Source organism: Actinoplanes sp. NPDC026619, from assembly GCF_040638295.1.
In the GTDB taxonomy this organism is placed as follows: Bacteria; Actinomycetota; Actinomycetes; order Mycobacteriales; family Micromonosporaceae; genus Actinoplanes.
Map to the genome: position 1 here is coordinate 8,450 of NZ_JBEZYA010000016.1, position 22,461 is coordinate 30,910.

Genomic DNA, 22,461 nt, shown 5'->3' on the forward strand with positions numbered 1-22,461 from the left:
GTGCCGCTTGAACTCACCGCAGCCCAGGCCGGGGTCTGGTTCGCCCAGCAACTCGACCCGGGACCGGCGTTCAGCACGGCCGCCTGCGTCGACATCGACGGCGAGATCGACCCGGCGGTTTTCGAGCGGGCACTGCGCCACACCCTCGGCGACGCCGAGGCCCTGCGAGCCCGATTCCGCGGTACGGCGGACGCTCCCTCGCAGGAAATCGTGGCCGCTCCGGCGTGGTCGCTGCAGGTCCTGTCGCTCGACGACGACGCGGCCGCCAGCTTCATCGCCGCTGACCTGGCCTCGCCGATCTCCCTCGCGGACGGTCCCGTCTTCGCCGAGGCGCTGATCCGGCGTAGGCCGGGGCAGTGGACCTGGTATCAGCGGTGCCACCACATCGTCATGGACGCCTACACGTCGGCGCTGGTCGCCTCGCGTCTCGCCGTCGTCTACAGCGCCATGGTGTCGGGCGCTGCGGTGCCGCCGAGCCCGTTCGGCCGGCTCGCCGACGTGGTCGCCGAGGACGCCGTCTACCGCGCCTCGGGCAAGCACGCGGGCGACCGGGCGTTCTGGAAGTCGCATCTGTCCGATGTAGAAGTGCCGGACATCAGTTCTGGACCCAGCCGGCCGAGTTCTAGTTTTCTGCGCCGCCGGGTCGCCCTGCCGGCCTCGGTGGGGGAGGGTCTCGCCGCGGTCGGCAAGGCGGCCCGGGCCACCCGGGTCGAGGCGGTGCTGGCCGCGGTCGGGCTCTACGTGCACCGGCTCACCGGCGCTACCGAAGCCGTGCTCGGGCTGCCGATGATGGGCCGGCTCGGCTCGGTGGCCGCTCGGGTGCCGGTTACCGCGGTCAACGTGCTTCCGTTGCGGATCCGGGTCACTCCGGGGGACACCGTGGCGGAGCTGATCGGCCGGGTCGCCTCCGAGGTCAAGGCGATCCGGCCGCATCAGCGCTATCGCGGCGAGGACATCCGGCGCGATCTCGGGCTGGTCGGCGGCTCGCGGCGGCTGGTCGGGCCGTGGGTGAACATCAAGCCGTTCGGCACCACCCTCGACTTCGGCGGTCATCGGGGCACGCCGCGCTACGTGTCGCCGGGGCCGGTGGACGACCTCTCGATCACCCTCGACGACCGCGGCGGGGACGTCCTCGAATTGGCCATCGACGCCAATCCGGCCCGCTACACCTCCGCCGACCTCGATGGGCACACGGCCCGGCTGGCTGCGCTGCTGGCCGCGTTCGCCTCGACCGACGCGTCGACGCCGACCGGCCGTCTCGGGCTGGTGGACGCGCCCGCCGCCGACGACACCGTGCGGGAACTGCCGGCCGCCGGGGTGATCGACCTGTGGCGGGCGCAGGTACGGCGTACACCATCGGCAGTTGCCTTGATCGAACCGGACGGCGCGGCGCTCAGCTATGCCGACCTCCATGGCCGCGTCGAAGCGCTGGCCGCGGTGCTCGCCGCGCGCGGCGCCGCACCCGGCCGGATCGTCGCATGCTGCCTGCCCCGAACCGCCGACCTGTTGATCACGCTCCTCGCCATCCAGCGAACCGGGGCGGCTTACCTGCCGCTCGACCCGGACTTCCCGCCGGACCGCCTGTCCTGGATGCTCACCGACAGCGCCCCCGCCCTGCTGGTCACGGCCGCGGGCGTCCGCCCCACCGACGATCTTGGCCGCGATCCCGCTTCCGCGCCGTATGGCGGCGCTTCGGTGCCTCCAGTCGCCGGCCCTGTTGAGGTGCCGACGCTTTGGCTCGAGTTGCCGCTTCCGGACGCTGCGCCGCTCGGCGACATCGACTATGTGGCGGACGACGCGGCCTATGTGCTTTACACCTCGGGGTCGACCGGACGGCCCAAGGGCGTCGTGATCACCCGGGAGAACCTGGTCAACTTCCTGCTCGCGATGCGGGACGAGGTGCCGCTGGGCGGGGACGACCGGCTGCTCGCGGTGACCACGGTCAGTTTCGACATCTCCGGGCTGGAGCTCTACCTGCCGCTGCTGTGCGGGGCGGCCGTCGTCCTCGCGCCCAAGGAGGCTGTGCAGGACCCAGCGGTACTCGCGCCGCTGGTGCGGCGCACCGGGGCGACCGTCGTGCAGGCCACACCGACATTGTGGCGGGCGCTGGTCGACGTGCCGGGCGGAGCGCAGGCCCTCGCCGGGCTACGGGTGCTGGCTGGCGGCGAGGCGTTGCCGCCGGAGCTCGCGGCCGCGCTGCGCACGCATGCGGCCGAGGTGACCAACCTCTACGGGCCGACCGAGACCACGATCTGGTCCACGGCATATCGGTTGCTCTGCGATGCGGTAACTGTGGGCCATCCGATCTGGAACACTCGCGCCTACGTTCTAGACGTCGCCCTGCGGCCGGTCCCCGACGGTTTCGCGGGCGAGCTATATCTCGGCGGCGCCGGTGTGGCCCGCGGCTACCTCGGCCGTCCCGAACTCACCGCGTCGCGGTTCGTGGCCGACCCGTGGGCACCGGGGCAGCGCATGTACCGCACCGGCGACCTCGCCCGGCGCCTGCCGGACGGCACGTTCGACGTCCTCGGCCGGGTCGACCAGCAGGTGAAGCTGCGCGGTTTCCGAATCGAGCTCGGCGAGATCGAGACGGTCCTCGAGTCGGACCCGGCGGTGGTCCGGGCCGTAGCCGTCATCCGCGAGGACCGCCCCGGCGACCGGCGCCTGGTCGCCTACGTCGTGGGCGCCGCCCCCACAGCGCGTGGCGGCGCGGTCCCGACGGCGGCGGTCCCGACGGCGGCCGTCCCGACGGCGGCGGTCCCGACGGCGGCGGTCCCGACGGTGGCGGTCCCCACGGCGCGTGGCGGCGCGGTCGCCATGGTGCCTGGCGGCGCTGTCCCTGACCTGGCCGCGCTGCGTCGCCGGGCCGCCGAGGCGCTGCCCGACTACATGGTCCCGTCGGCGATCGTCGTGCTTGACGCATTGCCCGCGACGCCGAACGGCAAGCTGGATCGCAATGCGCTGCCCGCGCCGGACTACGCCGCCGTCGCGCCGGAGACCGCCCGCATCCCGCAGGAGGAGTTGCTGGCCGGCGTCTTCGCCGACGTGCTCGGGGTGCCGGCGGTGGGGGTGCGGGACGACTTCTTCGCGCTCGGCGGGCACTCGCTGCTCGCCGCCCGGGTCGCGGCCCGGGTTCGCGCTCTCCTCGGCGCCGACCTCGCCCTCCGCGACGTCTTCGACGCGCCGACCGTGGCCGGCCTCGCCGCCCGCCTGGAGTCCGCCGCCCGCCTGGAGTCCGCCGCCGGCCTGACGGGGCGGCCGCCGCTGATCGCCGGCGCCCCGGCCGGCACGATGTCGGCCGCCCAGCGCCGGATGTGGTTCCTGTCGGAGCTGGACGGCCCTAACCCGACCTACAACCTGCCGCTCGCGCTCGACGTTGACGGCGACCTCGACCTGGAAGTTCTAGAAGAGGCCCTGAACGATCTGGTACGCCGCCACGAACCGTTGCGGACCGTCTTCGCCTCGCGTGATGGATCGCCGTTCCCGATAGTTCTAGAACCCCAGGTCCGGCTGGTCACCTCCGCGGGCGACGTCGACGAAACGGTCCGCGAACCGTTCGACATCACCACCGAGCCGCCGCTGCGCGTGCACTGGTTCCCGGCCAACCACGTCCTGCTGCTGGTCGTGCACCACATCGCCGGCGACGAGTGGTCGCTGACCCCGATGCTCGACGACCTGGCCACCGCGTACGCGGCCCGGCTGGCCGGCGACGAACCCGGCTGGCCGCCGCTGCCGGTGCGCTACCCCGACTACGCGGCCTGGCAGGACGCGCTGCCGATCGAGCCGCACCTGGAGTTCTGGCGGGAAAATCTGGCCGGCGCGCCCGACGTCCCGCGCCTGCCCACCGACCGCCCGCGCCCGGCCCAAGCCGCCGCGGCCGGCGGGATGATCCACTTCCCGATCGATCCCGCGCTCGAGGCCGAGCTGCGCCGGCTCGCCCGCGAGCACGGCGTGACCCTGTTCATGACCGTGCAGGCCGCGGTGGCCGCCCTGCTCGGCCGCCTCGGCGCGGGCGACGACATCCCGCTCGGCACCCCGGTGGCCGGCCGGCCCGACGACGCCCTCGAACGCCTCGTCGGCTTCTTCGTCAACACCGTCGTCCTGCGCACCGACATCTCCGGCGACCCCAGCTTCGCCGAGCTCCTGCAGCGGGTGCGCGCCGCCGACCTGGCCGCCCTCGCCCACCAGGACCTGCCGTTCGAACGCCTCGTCGAGGACCTCAACCCGCGGCGATCCCTCGCCCACCACCCGCTGTTCTCGGTCATGGTGTCCTACCAGGCCGCGCTGCCCGCGATCGCCGGTTTCCCCGGCGCCCAGGTGACACCGCGCCTGGTCGCGACCGGCACCGCGAAGTTCGACCTCACGTTCGACGTGGCCGAGCGGCCGGCCGGCCTGGACGGCAGCATCGAATACCGCGCCGACCTGTTCGACGAGGCGACGATCTCGGCCATGGCGGACCGCCTGCTGCGCCTGTTGCGCGCCGTCGTGGCAAACCCCGACCACGCGATCTCCGCGGCCGATCTGCTGAGCGATGCCGAGCGGACCGCGTCCGGTTCCGCCTGGCAGGGAGTACGCGGCGAGGTCGCACCCCGTACATTAGGGCAGCTCTTTGCCTCGCGGGTAGCCGCAGCGCCGTCGTCCGTCGCCGTCGAGGACGACGACCGGCTCATGACATACGCCGAGCTGGACAAGCGCGCCAACCAGCTGGCGCACCGCCTGATCGCCGCCGGGGCCGCCCCCGAGCGCGTGGTGGCGGTCCTGCTGCCCCGCTCGGCCGACCTGCTGGTGGCCCTGCTGGCCGTGGCGAAGTCGGGCGCCGCCTACCTTCCGCTGGACCCTTACCACCCGGCCGACCGCCACCGCCTGCAGATCGCCGACGCCGCCGCGGCCCTGCTGGTGACCTCGGCACCGTCGGAGTTGGACATCCCGCAGGTCCTGGTTACCGAACTCGCCGAGGACACCTCTGATCCAGGTGTCGTGGTACTTCCAGAACACCCCGCCTACGTCATCTACACCTCCGGCTCGACCGGCCGCCCGAAGGGCGTCGTGGTTCCGCACACCGGCCTGGCCGGTCTGGTCGCCGCGGTGCGAGCCGTCTTCGGCGCCGGCCCGGACTCGCGGGTCGCGCAGTTCGTCTCGACCGGCGTGGACGTGGCCTTCAGCGAACTGGCCGCCTCCATCCTCTCCGGCGGAACCCTCGTCATCGTGCCCGAGGACGCGCGGCTGGGCGCCGGCCTGGGCGACTTCGTGGCCGCTCGCCGGCTCACCCACGTCGACCTGCCGCCGGCGCTGCTGGCCGCGCTACCGACCTCGGCCATCCCGGCCGGCGTGACCATCACGATCGGCGGCGAGGCGATGGCCGCCGACGAGGTGCGCCGCTGGCAGGCAGACCACCGCCTGATCAACGCCTACGGCCCGACCGAGACAACCGTGACCGCGACTTCCTGGGTGGCACCGGCCGACTTCGACACGGTCCTGATCGGCCGCCCCGACCTGAACCGCACCGCCCACGTCCTGGACGCTCACCTGCGCCCCGTCCCGCCGGGTGTGCCGGGAGAGCTGTACCTGGGCGGCGCCGGCCTGGCCCGCGGCTACCTCGGCCGCCCGTCCCTGACCGCGTCCCGTTTCGTGGCCGACCCGTTCGGCGCCCCCAGCGCACGGCTGTACCGCACCGGCGACCTGGTGCGCCGCACCGCCGCCGGCGACCTGGAGTTCCTCGGCCGCACCGACGACCAGATCCAGATCCGCGGCTTCCGCGTGGAGCCCGGCGAGGTGGAAGCGGTCCTGGCCGCCCACCCGGCGATCGCCCAGGCCGCGGTCGTCGCCAAGGCCGGCCGCCTGATCGCTTACGCCGTCCCGCTCGGAGCCGGCACCGCACAGAAGATCGGTGGCGGCACCGACATCGGGGAGCCGCGTGGCGCATTCGGCGTCGATGAGTTGCGCGACTATCTGGCCGGCCGGCTGCCGGCGGCGCTGGTGCCGTCCGCGGTGATGCTGCTCGACGCGCTGCCGCTGACCGCGAGCGGCAAGGTGGACAAGGGCGCGCTGCCCGAGCCGGCCGTCACCGCGACCGGGGAAAGCCCGGCCACCACCGACGAGCGGGTGCTCGCCGGACTCTTCGCCACACTGCTCGGCCTGGACGAGGAGGCGGTGGGACGCGACGACGGCTTCTTCGCCCTCGGCGGCGACAGCATCCTCTCGATCCAGCTCGTGTCCCGGGCTCGGGCGGCCGGCCTGCACATCGCTCCGCGCCAGGTCTTCGAACACCAGACCGTCGCCGAACTGGCCCGGGTCGCGACCCCGGTCGCCGAGGCCGCAAGCCTTACCGAGTCGGGTGTCGGCACCGTGCCGGAAACCCCGATCATCGCCTGGCTGCGCGGCCTCGACGCGCCGATCAACCGCTACTCGCAGGCCTTGCTGCTGCGCACGCCAGCCGGCGCAACGGCTGCCGACATCCGGACCGTGGTACGCACCGCCTTGGCGCCGCACGATCTGTTGCGTGCCCGGCTGGTGGCGGGCAGCGGCGAAAGGACGCCGGCGAATCTCCATCCAGGACCGGGCGTCGCGGTCGACTCTGGGCTCGCCGACGGTGGCCCGAGTTTCGTCACGCCTCAGCGCCCGACTCCGGCCGAATCCGGCCCGTTGGCCCAAGTGGGAGCACCGGTCCACGTCGGCGCAACGAGCGAAGTCGCCGACGGCCGATGGACGCTGGTGGTCCCGGCGGGCGAGCTTGTGCTGGACCTGCGGGTGGTCGCCGTCGGTGTGCAGAATCTCGCCGACCTGGTCGCGTCCGAGCGGGAATCCGCCGCGGACCGGCTCGACCCGGCCGCGGGCGTGATGGTGCAGACGGTCTGGTTCGACCGGGGCGCCCTGCCGGGACGGCTGCTGCTCGTCGCCCATCACCTTGTCGTGGACGGGGTTTCGTGGCGCATCCTCGCCGAGGACATCGCCACTGCCGCCAACGGCGAGAAGCCGGCGCCGGGTGGCACCTCGTTTCGTGGATGGGCGCTCGGCCTGCACGCGGCGCTGCCTGCACGCGAGGCCGAACGTCGCCTCTGGACGCAGATCGTGGGCGACCCCGGCGGTGTAACTGGTGAGCCCTCGCGGAGTGCCGCCGGGTCTCCGGTCGAGCCTTCCCGGCTTGTCGCCGAGTCTCCGGTCGAGCCTTCCCGGCTTGCCGCCGGGTCTCCGGTCGAGCCTTCGCGGAGTGCCGCCGGCTCAACGGTCGATGCTTCGCCGGGTGCCGACGGATCGAATGAGCTCACGGGAGGCTCTGCCGGGACGTGGCCCAAGCCCACGCGCGGCGCGGCCGGGACCCGGCTCGACCCGGCCCGGGACACCGCTGCCACGCTGCGGCGGGTGACGGTCACGGTGGATTCCGCGGTGACCGGGCCGCTGCTCACCAGCGTGCCCGAGACGTTCCGGGCCGGGGTGCAGGACGTGCTGCTCGCGGGGCTCGCGCTGGCGCTCGCGCGGCGGCACGGCAGTCACGCGGAGCCGCTGATCGGGCTCGAAGGGCACGGCCGCGAGGAACAGGTCGTGCCGGGGGCCGACCTGGTGCGTACCGTCGGATGGTTCACCAGCGAATTTCCGATTCGGCTGCCGGCCGCGTCCGGAGGCGCGGCCGCCGTCGTCCGCGGCGTCAAGGAGCGGCTGCGGCAGGTGCCGGATGGCGGTGTCGGCTACGGGCTGCTGCACCAGTTCGGTGATCTGCGCGGCGCGCGGCCGGAGGTGCTGTTCAATTACCTCGGCCGGTTCGGCGGGACGGCCACGGCGGCGGACTGGGCGATCGCGGACGAGCTGCCGGCCGCGCACGCCACCGCCGACCCGCGGATGCCGGTGAGCCACCGGCTGGCCGTCAATGCGTCCACGATGGACGGACCGGATGGGCCGGTACTGCGGGCGGAGTTCAGCTATCCGGCCGAGGCGATCGGGGACGCCGAGGTGCGCCGGATCGCCGACGACTGGCTGGCCGCCCTGATCGCACTGCTGGCCGCGGCGAACGAGCCGGGCGCCGGCGCGCTCACCCCCTCGGACGTGCCACTCTCCGGTCTCGGCCGCGACGATCTGGCCGCGCTCACCGCGCGCCGGCCGGACCTCGCCGACGTGCTGCCGCTGTCACCCCTGCAGGAGGGTCTGTTCTACCTGGCCGGCCGGGACGAGAACACCGACGTCTACACCGTGCAGCAGGTCTTCACGCTGACCGGTCATGTCGACGCCGCCCGGCTACGCGCGGCCGCGAACGCGCTCCTCGACCGCTACCCGAACCTGCGCGGCGGTTTCGTGCGCACCGACTCCGGCGCCGCCGTGCAGGTGATCCCGGCGTCGGCGGACATCCCGTTCGACGAGGTAACCGTCTCTCCCGAGGACCTCGGCGCGCTGATCGAGGCCGAGCGCCACCGCCGCTTCGACCTCGACGCGCCACCGCTGCTGCGATTCGTCCTGGCCCGGGTCCGCCCCGGCGACCACCGCCTGGTGCTGACCCAGCATCACCTGCTCATGGACGGCTGGTCCGGCCCACTGGCAATTCAAGATCTATTTGCCGCGTACGCCGGTGCCGAGAACCCGGCCCCGCGCCCCTTCACCGACTACCTGGCGTGGCTGGCCGCCCAGGACGACGCGGTGTCCGAGGCCGCGTGGCGGGCCGCACTGTCCGGAGTGGACGAGCCGACCCTGGTCGCGTCGGACGCGCCCGCCGTCGCCGCCCTGCCACAGGTCGCCGAGATCGTACTGTCCCCAGCCGACACCGACCGCCTGACCACCGCCGCCCGTGGCCACGGCCTCACCCTCAACACCGTCGTGCAGGGCGCCTGGGCACTGCTCGTATCCGCCCTGACCGGCCGCGACGACGTCGTGTTCGGCGCCACCGTATCCGGCCGCCCGGCCGGCCTGGCCGGCGTCGAGGACATGGTCGGCCTGTTCATCAACACCGTCCCGGTCCGGGTGCGGCTGCACCCCGCCGAGACCTGGGTCGACCTGCTGCGCCGCATCCAGACCGAACAGGCGGCCCTGCTCGACCACCAGCACCTGGGCCTGGCCGCGATCCAGCGCCTGACCGGCGTCGGCGACCTGTTCGACACGCTGACCGTCTTCGAGAGCTACCCGGCCACCGCGGGCCTCCCGCCGATCGAGGGCCTGGAGATCAGCGGCGGCATCCCGGTCGACGCCACCCACTACCCACTGAGCCTGGTGGTGGTCCCGCACGCCTCCCTGCGACTGCGCCTGGAACACCGCCCCGACCTGTACGACCTCCAGGCCGCCACCGAACTCCTCACCCAGTTCCGCGACCTCCTGAGCGAGTTCGTGGCCGCCCCCGACGCGCTGATGTCGAAGGTCCGTCCCGCCGGCCAACTCGTTCCCGACGAGTCGGCCATGGACGTGCCGCCCGGCACGCTCCTGGACGCCTTCGACGACACCGTCCGCCGAATGCCCGACGCCGTCGCGTTGCGCTTAGGCGAGGACTCCTTGACCTACGCCGAGCTGGCCGCCCGCGTGGACCGCCTGGCGCGCGCCCTGCTGACCGCCGGCGCAGGCCCGGAGCGCGTGGTCGCGGTCCTGCTGCCGCGCACCACCGACGCGATGGTGGCGTGGCTGGCCGCCCTGCGCGCAGGCAGCATCTACCTGCCGATAGACACCGACTACCCAGCCGACCGCATCGCCTACCTCCTCGACGACGCCCGCCCCGCGGTCGTCCTCACCCCAGACCTGCTCCGCAGCCTGGAGACCCATCCCACCACTTCCGCCTCCTTGTCTGCCGCTTCCGCTTCCGCGGACGCGCCTGCTGCCTCCGCGTCCGTTGCCGGGCCGGGACTGGCGGCCGCGCCTGCCCCTGCTCCTGACCTGCCGGCGGTCCTGCCCGCTTCGGGGGCGTACCTGATCTACACCTCGGGTTCGACGGGGCGGCCGAAGGGTGTCGTGGTCGAGCACGGCAGTTTGCTGAATCTCTTTCAGCACCACCGGGAGCGGATCGTCGTGCCGCTTACGGGGGAGCGGCGGATTCGGGCCGCGCTGTCGGCGGCCCTGGTTTTCGACACCTCCTGGGAAGGGATGCTCTGGCTGGTCGCCGGGCATGAGCTGTATCTGCTCGACGACGAGACGCGGCGGGACCCGGAGCTGTTCGTCCGCTACGTCGGCCGGCACGAGATCGACTTCCTCGACGTCACTCCGTCGCTGGCCGGGCCGCTTGTCGACGCCGGGCTGCTCGACGGCGCGCATCGGCCGGCGGTGGTTGCCCTCGGGGGTGAGGCCGCGGATCCGCGGATCTGGCAGTCTTTGCGGGACGCCGACGGGGTCACCGGGATCAACCTCTACGGTCCGACCGAGTGCACGGTGGACACGTTGATGGCGTGGGTGGGGGACAGTACTTCTCCATCTGTGGGGCGGCCGATCGGGAACACCCGGGCCTACGTTCTAGATGGCTGGCTGCGGCCAGTTAAGAATGGTGTCGCGGGCGAGCTATATCTTTCCGGCGCACAGTTGGGACGCGGCTATCTCGGGCGTCCAGCACTCACCGCCGGGCGTTTCGTAGCGGATCCGTTCCGTGTTGGGGAGCGGATGTATCGCACCGGCGACGTTGCCCGGTGGACCGCGGACGGGACGCTTGAGTTCGTCGGGCGTGCCGATGACCAGGTGAAGATTCGTGGGTTCCGGGTCGAGCCGGGTGAGGTTGCTGCGCTGCTGGCGGAACACCCGGATGTGCGTCAGGTTGCGGTGGTGGCCCGCGAGGGGCGGCTCATCGCGTACGTCATCGGAGAAACTGACCTGCGTGAGTGGGCCGCTCAGCGGCTTCCCGACCACCTCGTCCCGGCGGTTTTCGTCGGTCTCGACGCGTTTCCGATGACGGTTGCCGGGAAGCTGGACCGGCGTGCGCTGCCGGCGCCGGATTTCGCCGGCAGCGCCGGGGGAACGGCGCCGCGGACCGCGACCGAGGAAATTCTGTGCGGGCTCTTCGGCGAGGTGCTCGGGCTGCCCGACGTGGGTGCGGGTGACGACTTCTTCGTGCTGGGCGGGCATTCGCTGACCGCTACCGCCCTGGCCGCGCGGGTTCGGGCGGTGTTCGGGGCCACGCTGCCGATCCGGGTCGTGTTCGATTCGCCGACGCCGGCGGCGCTCGGTGGCTACCTCGATCGGGCGGGCGACAGCTCGGAAACGCCGGAACTGGTCGTGGCCGTGCGGCCCGATCCGCTGCCGGTGGCGCCCGCGCAGCACCGGCTGTGGCTGCATCATGAGCTCAACGGGCCGGGGCCGACCTACAACGTGGCGTTCGCGCTGCGGCTGGACGGGGCGCTCGACGAGGCGGCGCTCGAAGCGGCGCTCGACGACGTGGTGCAGCGGCACGAGAGTCTGCGCACCGTCTTCCCGACCGTCGGCGGCCGGCCGGTGCAGCGCATCCTCGACCGGCCGGCGATCGCCTGGCACCGCGGTGAATACGACGACGAGGCGCTCGCTTCGGCGGCCCGCTACGGCTTCGACATCGGGGCCGAGCTGCTGCTGCGGCCGCACCTGTTCGCCGACGGGCCGGACCGGCACGTGCTGCTGCTTCTGCTGCACCACCTCGTCACCGACGAGTGGTCGGAGGGGCGGCTCATCGCGGACCTCGGCGTCGCCTATGCGGCGCGGACCGAGGGTTCTGCTCCGGACTGGGCACCGCTTGCCGTGCAGTACGCCGACTATGCGATCTGGCAGCGGGAAGTTCTGGAAGGCGTACAAGAGGAGCAGTTGAACTTCTGGCGTGCCGCTCTGCAAGGCATTCCGGCCGAGCTTGCGTTGCCCGCCGACCGGAGCCGGCCGGCGACGCCGTCGCACCGTGGCGGCATCGTGCCGTTCGCGATCGGCGCGGCCACCCACCAGCGGGTGCGGGAGCTGGCGCGGCGGACCGGCAGCACCGCGTTCATGGTGGTGCAGGCGGGGCTGTCGGCGTTGCTCGGGCGACTCGGGGGCGGCACCGACATTCCGCTCGGCAGCCCGGTCGCCGGGCGGGGCGATCAGCGTCTCGACGCGCTCGCCGGGTTCTTCGTCAACACGCTCGTGCTGCGCGCCGACCTGAGCGGGGATCCCTCGTTCGGCGAGCTCGTCGGCCGGGTGCGGCGAACCGACCTGGCCGCGTTCGGCCACGCCGACGTGCCGTTCGACCGGGTCGTCGAGGCGGTCAACCCGGAGCGGGCGTTCGGGCGGAACCCGCTGTTCCAGGTGATGGTGGCGTTCCAGCACGTGCCGGCCGCGACGCCGGGGCTGCCCGGCCTGGACACCTCGCCGGTGCCGATCGACACCGGGGTCGCGCAGTTCGACCTGGGCGTCGTCGTCACCGAGCAGGAGGGCGTCGACGGGATGCGCGGCGTCATCGAGTACAGCGCCGACCGGTTCGACCTCCCGACGGTGGTGGCTCTCGCCGACCGTTTCGTCCGGCTGGTCGAGTCGGCCGTCGCCGTCCCGGACCGCCGGCTGTCCGAGCTGGAGATCCTGTCCGTTGCCGAACGGCGGGCGTTCGACTCCGACTGGCAGGGACGGCAGTTCTGCAACGAGCCACGCACACTTCCAGAACTCTTCGCCGCGCATGCCACATCGGACGCGGTCGCGATCCAGGACGGACCGAACCGGCTGAGCTTCGCGGAGCTGGACAGGCGGACCAACCAGCTCGCCCGGCGGCTCATCCGCGCCGGCGTCGGCCCGGACCGCCTCGTCCTGGTGCTGCTGCCCCGCTCCGCCGATCTGTTCGCCGCCGAACTGGCGGTCAGCAAGGCCGGTGGCGCCTACCTGCCGGTCGACCCGTCCTACCCGGCCGAGCGGGTCGCCACCCTGGCCGCCGACGCCCTCCCGGTCCTGATCGTCGCCCACCCCGGCGCGGCCAACCTGCCACCCGGAGTTCCGGTCATTTCGCCGGCCGATCTGCAAGGCGAGGACGACAGTTCCATCACCGACGGCGATCGGCTCGCGCCCCTGCGCCCCGACCACGCTGCCTATGTCATCTACACCTCCGGATCCACCGGCAAGCCCAAGGGCGTCGTCGTGCCGCACGCCGGCCTCGCCGACCTGGCCGGCACGTTCGCCGAGACCTGGTGGGTCGGGCCGGGCGACCGGATCGCGCAGTTCGCCTCGCCCAGCTTCGATGTCACCGTCGCCGAGTTCGCGGTGAGCGTGCTGCGCGGCGCCACCATGGTGATCGCGCCCGAGGAGCAGCGGCTCGGCGACGCGTTCGCCGCGTTCGTGCGCGACGAGGCGATCACCCACTTCGCGCTGCCGCCGGCCGCGCTCAGCGCCCTGCCGGCCGGCGTCATCCCGGCCGGCGTGACCGTGGTCGTCGGCGCCGACCGCTGCCCACCCGAGCTGGTCGAGCGCTGGACCGCCACCAACCGGATGCTCAACGCCTACGGGCCGACCGAGGCGACGGTCAACTCGACGTTCTGGGAGTGCGTCAGCGGCGGCCCCGTGCTCATCGGCAAACCTGATCAGAACAAGACGGCGTACGTGCTGGATGGGTCCTTGAATCTGGTTCCGCCGGGCGTTCCCGGCGAGCTGTATCTCGCCGGGGCCGGGCTGGCCCGCGGTTATCTGGGCCAGTCGGCGCTGACCGCCGCGCGCTTCGTGGCCGATCCGTTCCAGGCCGGCCGGCGCATGTACCGGACCGGCGACCTGGTCCGCTGGACCCGCGACGGGGAGCTCGAATTCCTCGGCCGCGCCGACGACCAGGTGAAGATCCGCGGTTTCCGGATCGAGCCGGGCGAGGTCGCCGCCGCTCTGTGCGAACACCCGGCCGTGACGCATGCCTACGTGCTGGCGCGCGAGGGCCGCCTCATCGGCTACGCCGAGGGCGCCGCCGACCCGGCCGAGGTGCGCGCCTGGGTCGCCCAGGGGCTGCCCGACTACCTGGTGCCGGCTGCGATCGTGATGCTTGACGCGCTGCCTCGTACGGCCGGTGGCAAGGTCGACCGCAACGCCCTGCCCGAGCCGGTGGTCGAGCGCGATGTAGAACGGCCCGGCACCGTTCTGCAAGAGCTGCTCGCCACCCTGTTCGCCGAGGTGCTCGGCCTCGACGAGGTCGGCGTCGACGAGGGATTCTTCGCCCTCGGCGGCGACAGCATCGTCGCCCTTCAGCTGGTGTCCCGGGCCCGCGCGGCCGGTCTCGATCTCGGCGCCCGCCAGGTGTTCGAGCATCAGACCGTGGCCGCCCTTGCGCAGGTCGCGCTGCCGGCCGGCGGTGTGGTCCGCGAACCGGCCGGCGCCGGGATCGGTGAGGTGCCGCTGACCCCGATCCAGGGGTGGCTGCGCGACCAGAATGCCCCGATCGACACGTTCGCCCAGTCCCTGCTGTTGCGCGTCCCGGCTGCGCTCACCGCGGAGCGCCTCGCCGGACTGCTGCAGGCGGTGCTGGACCGGCACGACGCGTTGCGCGCCCGCTGGACGCCGGCCGGTCTGGTCGTCCCGCCGCCGGGCGCGGTCGCCGCGGCCTCGCTCATCACGGCCGGCGCGGACCTGCACGCCGATCACCTCGCGGCCGTGCGGCGGCTCGCGCCCGCCGAGGGCCGGATGCTGCAGGCGGTGCTGTTCGGTGACGGGCGGCTGTTGCTGGTCGGCCATCACCTCGCGGTCGACGGCGTGTCCTGGCGGATCATCGCCGGTGACCTGGCCGCCGCCTGGCAGGGCCGGGAGCTGCCTCCGGTCGGCACGTCGCTGCGCACCTGGGCGCGGGGCCTAGCCGCGACGGCCGCGGACCGGTCCGCCGAGCTGCCGTTCTGGCAGTCGGTCCTGAACGTCGCGGACGCCGCCTCGGATTCCGGTCCCGTTGGCCATGGCACGGCCGTAGCGGACGCCGTCTCGGACTTTGGGCCGGTCGGCCATGGCGTGGCCATCTCGGCTGCCGCCTCGGATTCCGGGACCGTCGGCCACGGCGCGGCCGTGCCGGGCGCCGCTTCCGGCTTCGGGCCTGCGGGTCATGGCGCGGCTGGCCTGGGCGCTCGGCCGGTCCACCATGACACGGTCGCGGACCAGCGGGAGTACACCCTCCGGCTCACGGCCGAGGAGACCCAGCCGCTGCTTACCGCGGTGCCCGAGGCGTTTCATTCCGGCGTACAGGATGTGCTTCTTGCTGGTCTTGCCCTTGCGGTCCGGGCCTGGCGGCCGGCCGCGGCCGAGGGTGGGCTGCTGCTTCGGCTGGAGGGGCATGGGCGCGAGGAACATCTTGTGCCCGGCAGCGACCTGACTCGCACCGTCGGCTGGTTCACCACCGAATTCCCGGTGCGGATCGACCCCGGTGGCGACGATCCGGCGGCGGCGCTCAAGCGGGTCAAGGAGCAGTTGCGGGCGGTGCCGGATGCGGGCGCCGGGTATGGCCTTTTGCGCTACCTCAACCCGGTGGCCGCGCCTGTCCTGGCTGCCGCGCCGCAGCCGGAGATCCTCTTCAACTACCTGGGCCGGCTGGCTTCCGCCTCGGCCTCGGACGACGGAGACGGGGACTGGGTCGCCGCGGCCGGGAACGACACGCTCGGCGACGGGCTCGACCCGGACTTCCCGGTCGCCCATGCCCTGGAGATCAACGCGGCCACCGCAGATCTGCCCACCGGGCCGGAGCTGGACATCCGGCTCTCCTATGTGGACGGCGTGCTCACCGCCGCCGACGTGGCTGCGCTCGCGGGCCGCTGGGCCGAGGCCCTCGGCCGGCTGCGTGACGCGGCCTCCGGCGGGGGCGGCCACACCCCATCCGACCTTCTGGTGACCCTCAGCCAGGACGAGATCGACGAGTTCGAAGACGAATGGAGACTCTTGTGACCACGCCGGGCGGACTGCAGGACATCCTGCCCCTGTCGCCGCTGCAGGAGGGTCTCTACTTCCTGTCCGCGTACTCCGGCGACGGCCCGGACGTCTACGTGGTGCAGCAGATCCTCACCCTGGACGGTGACCTCGACGCGGACCGGCTGCGCGCCGCCGCCCAGTCGCTGCTGGACCGGCATGCCAACCTGCGGGCCGCGTTCCGGCCGCGTAAGGCGGGGCAGCCGGTGCAGCTCATCCCGGCGTCGGTGCCGGTCGACTGGACCTCTGTCGACCTGACCGACCGGCCGCAGAATGCCGACGCGGTCGCCGAGGAGGCCGGCCGCAAGCCGTTCGACCTGGCCCGGCCGCCGCTGCTGCGCTGGACCCTGATCCGGCTCGGCGCCACCCGGCACCGTCTGGTGCTGACCAGCCACCACATCCTTCTGGACGGCTGGTCGGCGCCGCTGCTCGTCCGGGATCTGCTGTTGGCCTACGCGGGCCGGCCCGCTCCGAAAGTGCGGCCCTACAAGGACTATCTCGCCTGGGTGGCGCGACAGGATCGGGACGCGAGCGAGAACGCCTGGCGGACCGCGCTGTGGGGGATCGAAGAGCCGACCCTTCTAGCAGACAACGACCAGGCTTCTGCAACTCCGGAAACCATTGAGCACAGCTTTGATGCGGCAGTTCTAGCTGAGGCGGCCCGTGCGAAGGGGATCACCCTCAACACCGTTGTGCAAGGCTGCTGGGCGCTTGTGCTCGGCGAGCTGACCGGCCGCGACGACATCGTCTTCGGCAGCACCGTCTCCGGCCGGCCCGCGACCCTGCCGGGCGCCGAGGACATGGTCGGCCTTTTCATCAACACCGTGCCGGTACGGGTTCGGCCGCGGCCCGCCGACACCTGGGCCGGCTACCTCACCCGGTTGCAGGCCGAACAGGCCGCGCTCCTTGACCACCAGCACGTCGGCCTGGCCACCGTCCAGCGGCTCGGCGGCATCGGCCCGCTCTTCGACACGCTGCTCGTCTTCGAGAGCTACCCCCTCGACGCCGACGGACTGCGCGCCCTCGAGGACGCGGCCGGCCTGCGCCTGGCCGAGGTCACCGGCCGCGACGCCACCCACTACCCACTCACGCTCACCGTCGTGCCCGGCGAAAAGCTGGCGCTGGGCGCCGAGTACCGCGCCGACGTCATCTCCCGCACCCGCGCGGAGAGCATCCTGAACCGCCTCGAGAAGCTGCTCGAAGCGTTCGCCACCAACCCGGACGGCCGTCTCGCGGCACTCCCGCCGGCCGGCTCCCTGCGGGACCCCGGCACGTCGGTAACGGTTCCTGGCGGCACCATCCTCGAGGAATTCGACGCAACCGTGCGGCGCATCCCGCAGGTGGTCGCGGTGCGCTTCAATGCCAAATTCCTGACGTACGCCGAACTGGCCGCCCGCGTCGACCGGCTCGCACGGGTCCTGCGCGCCCACGGCGCCGGCCCGGAGAAGGTGGTAGCGGTCCTGCTGCCCCGGACCGAGGACGCCATCGTGGCGTGGCTGGCCGCCCTGCGTTCCGGCGGCATCTACCTGCCCATCGACCCCGATTACCCGGCCGACCGCATCGACTACCTGCTGGCCGACGCCGCCCCCACCGTCATCGTGACCCCCGAGCTGCTGGCCGCAGCCGATCCGGTCGAGGCCGCACCAGTCCGAGCGGGCGCCGCTGTTTCGGGGGCTGACCTGTCCGACTCACCGGCCGATCCGATTCGGGTCGTTCTCGGCGAGGGAACCGGCGAGGTGGCCGGGCTGGTCGATCCGGAGCCTGCGCACGGCGCCTACTTGATCTACACGTCCGGGTCTACGGGGCGGCCCAAGGGCGTCGTTGTCGAGCATGGCAGTTTGATGAACCTCTTCCATCACCACCGGGAGCGGCTCGTCGTGCCGACCGCGGCTGGGCGGCGGGTCAAGGTGGCGCTGTCTGCGGCGCTGGTCTTCGACACTTCCTGGGAAGGGATGCTCTGGCTCGTCGCCGGGCATGAGTTGCATCTGCTCGACGACGAGACCCGGCGGGACGCCGATCTGTTCGTCGCGTATGTGGCTGCGCACGGGATCGACGCGCTCGACGTGGCGCCCTCGCTCGGGCAGGAGCTCGTCCACGCTGGGCTGCTCGACAGCGCACCCGCCTTGGTCATGCTGGGCGGGGAGGCGGCCGGGCCGGCGCTGTGGACCGCCCTGCGGGACGCTGCCGGGGTCACCGGGGTGAACCTCTACGGTCCGACCGAGTGCACGGTGGACACTTTGATGGCGTGGGTGGGGGACAGCAGTTCTCCATCTGTGGGGCGGCCGATCGGGAACACGCGGGCCTATGTTCTGGATGGTTGGCTGCGGCCGGTTCAGAACGGTGTCGCGGGCGAGCTGTATCTTTCCGGCGCACAGTTGGGGCGCGGTTATCTCGGGCGTGCGGCCCTTACGGCGGGGCGTTTTGTAGCGGATCCGTTCCGTGTTGGGGAGCGGATGTATCGCACCGGCGACGTGGTGCGGTGGGCTGAGGACGATTCGCTTGAGTTCGTCGGGCGTGCTGACGACCAGGTGAAGATTCGTGGGTTCCGGGTCGAGCCGGGTGAGGTTGCTGCGCTGTTGGCGGAGCATCCGGATGTGCGTCAGGTGGCGGTGGTGGCCCGCGAGGGGCGGCTGGTCGCGTACGTGATCGGCGAAGCTGACGACCTGCGTGAGTGGGCCGCTCAGCGGCTTCCCGACCACCTTGTCCCGGCGGCCGTCGTCGCCCTCGACCGGCTGCCGGTGACGGTGGCCGGGAAGATCGACCGGCGGGCTCTTCCGGCGCCCGACTTCGGAGTCCTGGCCGGTGACGCCGCGCCACGCACCCCGATGGAGGAGACGCTGGCGGGGCTGTTCGCCGAGGTCCTGGGCCTGCCGGCGGTCGGTGTCGACGACGGTTTCTTCACGCTCGGCGGCGACAGCATCGTGTCGTTGCAGCTGGTGGCCCGAGCCCGCGCGGCCGGACTGCGGATCACGCCGCGGCAGATCTTCGAACTGCGCACGGTGGCCGCGCTCGCCGCCGTCGCTGTGCCTGCCACCGAGACCCGGGTCGCGCCGGCCGGGGCGGCGTTCGGCGAGGTGCCGCTCACCCCGGCTCTGACCTGGCTGCGCGATGCCGGACCGGCGTCCGCCTACAGCCAGAGCATGGTGTTGCGCGCGCCGGCCGGCCTGACGCTCGACCAGTTGCACACCTTGGTGCAGGCCCTGCTCGATCGACACGACCTGCTGCGCGCCCGCTGGACCGGCACAAGCCTCACCGTGTCGCCGCCGGGTTCGCTGGCAGCCAAAGACGTCGTGTTCCAGGCGGCTTCCCCGGCCCAAGATCCCGCCGACTCCCTTGAAATCGGGGCCTCGAACGCGGCGCAGGCCGCGATTTCCAGGATCCCGGATTCAAGTCGTGCGGATGAGCCCCCGGTTTCCGGGGTGTCGGGCGCGGCGCGGGCGGAGGCCGCGGTTTCGGGGATTTTGGGCTCGGATCCCGCGGTTCAGGCGCCGATTTCCGGGAGCTCGGGGGCGGGGGCTGCGCGGCAGTCAGGTCCGGGCGCCGACGTTCGGCTGCGGGCGGCGGACGGGATGCCGATCCGTGTCGTCTGGTACGACACGGGTGAGGTTGTCTTTGTCGTGCACCACAGCGTCGTGGACGGGGTGTCGTGGCGGATCCTGTTGTCGGACCTTGCTGCGGCCTGGGGCGACGTGGTTGCTGGGCGGGCGCCGGCGCTGCCGGCGGTCGGCACTTCGTTCCGGGAGTGGGCCACGGGTCTGGTGTCCGCGGCGTCGGACACCTCGCAGGCTCCCTATTGGACCGAGCTGCTCGGTGAGGCGGCTGCACCGCCGCTCGGTGCCCGGTATGTGGATCCGGGCCGGGACACGGTGGCTACCGCTCGGACGGTGACCCTCACGCTCGGCGCGGCGCGGACCGCTCCGCTGATCGGTGAGGTTCCGGCTGCCTTCCACGCGGCGGTGCCGGATGTTCTGCTCACCGGGCTGGCGCTGGCCGTCACCGCGCGGACCGGCCAGGACAGTCTCCTCATCGAGCTGGAAGGGCACGGGCGGGAGGAATCGCTCGTGCCGGGGGTCGACCTCTCGCGGACCGTCGGCTGGTTCACCACCGAATATCCGGTGCGGCTCACGCCTGGCGGCGGAGCGCCGGGTGCCGGATCGCCTGACCGCGGCGTGCCAAGTGCCGTTTCGCCGGGTGACGGCGTGCCGGGCGGTGGCGTGCTGGGTGGCGGGCTGCCGGGTGACGGTGGAGCGGCCGGTGGCGAGGGGGTGGCGGCTGCGCTCAAGCGGATCAAGGAGCAGCTGCGGGGGGTGCCGGAGAACGGTGCTCGCTTTGGGCTGTTGCGTCACCTCAACCCGGAGACGTCCGCGTTGCTCGGCGCGCTGCCCACGCCGGAGATTGTCCTCAACTACCTTGGCCGGTTCGATTCGGGCGAGGAGAGCGGCGAGGACTGGGCCTCGGTCGGTGGGCTTGGTGGTGATGCTGATCGGGACATGCCGCTCAGCCGGGCGTTGGAGATCAACGCCTCGGTGCTGGATGGCTCGCTCTCCGTTTCGCTGACCTATCCGGAGGGGGTGCTCAACGGGGCCGAGGTTGAGGCGCTCGCTGCGGACTGGTTCGCCGCGCTTGACCGGCTGGTCGGCGTCGTGGGCGGGCATACGCCGTCGGACCTGCTGCTTCCCGGTGTGGCGCAGGGTGAGATCGACTCGCTGGAGAGCCGGCCCGGTGGGCTCGATGACGTGTGGCCGCTGGCGCCGCTGCAGGAAGGGCTGGTCTTCCTGGCTGCGCTTGCTGACGACGTCGACCCGTACGTCGTGCAGCAAGTTCTTGATCTTGAAGGTCCGTTGGATCCGGGCCGGCTGCGCGCTGCCGGTCAAGCTCTGCTCGACCGGCATCCGGCCCTACGCGTCAGTTTTCCGGCGGGGCCGGGTGGTGTGCTGCGGCAGGTCGTCTCGGCGCACGTGGAGGTGCCCTGGTCGGAGACCGGCGGTGACTTCGAGGCGATCGCTGCCGCCGATCGGCACACGCCGTTCGACCTGACTGCGGCGCCGCTGCTGCGGCTCACGCTGGTGCGGGTCGGACCCGAGCGGCACCGGCTGATCCTCACCAACCATCACATCCTGCTCGACGGCTGGTCGACGCCGCTGGCTGTACGGGAGATGTTCGACCTCTACAACTCGCGCCCGATGCCGGCGCCTCGGCCGTACACCGATTACCTGCGCTGGCTTCAGCGCGCCGACCGGGACGCCGCGGTGCGCTCCTGGCGGGAGAACCTGGCCGGTCTGGACCAGCCGACGCTCGTCGCGCCGAACGCCGGGGCCGTCCTCGACGCGCGGCCCGGCAAGCTGGAGAGCGAGCTGCCGCGCGAGGTCAGCGAGCGGCTCACCGCGCTGGCCCGGCAGCGGCAGGTCACCCTCAACACCGTCGTCCAGGCCGCCTGGGCGGTGCTGTTGTCGCACCTCACCGGCCGTACCGACGTCGTCTTCGGCACCACCGTCAGTGGCCGCCCGGCGCAGGTCTCCGGGGTCGCGGACATGATCGGGTTCTTCATCAACACCGTGCCGGTACGGGTGTCGCTCGACCCGGCGCAGAGTTGGACAGCGCTACTCGAGAAATTGCACAACGGTCAGGCCGCACTTCTGGAACACCAGCACCTGCCGTTGTCAGACGTGCAGCGGATCGCCGGGATCGGCGAGCTGTTCGACACGCTAACCATCTTCGAGAGCTACCCGATCGACACCGACGCGCTGCACTCGGCGACCGGGGCGGCCGGCCTGCGGATGACCGACGTGACCGGCGACGACGCCCCGCACTACCCGCTGACCCTGGCGGTGGCGCCGGGGGAGCGGCTGCGGCTCGGGCTCGCCTACCGCACCGACGTGTTCGCCCCGGACGTGGCGGGCGAGGTCCTGGACCGCTTCGGTGCGCTGCTCGCCGAGCTGGCGGCCGCACCGGACCGGCCGATCGGCCGTGCGCTGCCCGCGCCCGCCGCCCCGGCTGACACCTTCCGCGCGGTGGCCGAGACGACATTGCCGCAGCTCTTCGCGGCCGCCGCACGCCGTACGCCGGATGCTGTCGCCCTGGTTTTCGAGGGTGTCGAGCTGACCTACGCCGAGCTGGACGACCGGGTCGCCCGGCTGGCCGGCTCGCTGCGGGAGCGCGGCGTCGGTCCCGGCAGCGTCGTGGCCGTCGCCATCCCGCGCTCGATCGACCTGGTCGTTGCCCTGCACGCGGTGCAGCGGGCCGGCGCCGCCTACCTGCCGATCGACCCGTCGCACCCCCGCGAGCGCAACGACTACCTGCTCGCCGACTCCGGCGCGGCCGTGCTGCTCACGTCGGCCGCCACCGACGCCGAGCCGGTCGCGCCGGTCGACATCCCGGCCGACGCCGCGGCCTACGTGATCTACACGTCCGGCTCGACCGGCCGCCCCAAGGGCGCTGTCGTCTCGCACCGCTCGATCGTCAACCGGCTGCTCTGGATGCAGCACGAATACGTTCTGGAACTCGGCGAGCGGGTGTTGCAGAAGACTCCGGCCGGATTCGACGTTTCGGTGTGGGAGTTCTTCTGGCCGCTCATCACCGGCGCGACGCTCGTGGTGGCCCGGCCCGACGGGCACCGCGATCCGGGCTACCTGGCTTCGGTAATCGTTGCCGAGCGGGTCGGGACGGTCCACTTCGTAC

General features: G+C 72.4%; 2 protein-coding genes (1 of these 2 running past the window's edge). Both read left to right on the forward strand.

Annotation, left to right across the window (positions count from 1 at the left end):
- The gene (locus tag AB0E90_RS30555) at window positions 1-15,762 is read left to right on the forward strand and encodes an amino acid adenylation domain-containing protein (protein WP_360413426.1); all 15,762 of its coding nucleotides are present in this window, start codon (window positions 1-3) and stop codon (window positions 15,760-15,762) included.
- Window positions 15,747-22,461, forward strand: the 5' portion of a protein-coding gene (locus AB0E90_RS30560) for an amino acid adenylation domain-containing protein (protein ID WP_360413429.1). The gene runs 5,513 nt beyond the window's last position; the window shows 6,715 of its 12,228 coding nt (coding positions 1-6,715); its start codon is at window positions 15,747-15,749; its stop codon lies beyond the right edge, outside the window. Before AB0E90_RS30555 ends, AB0E90_RS30560 begins: the two co-directional genes overlap by 16 nt.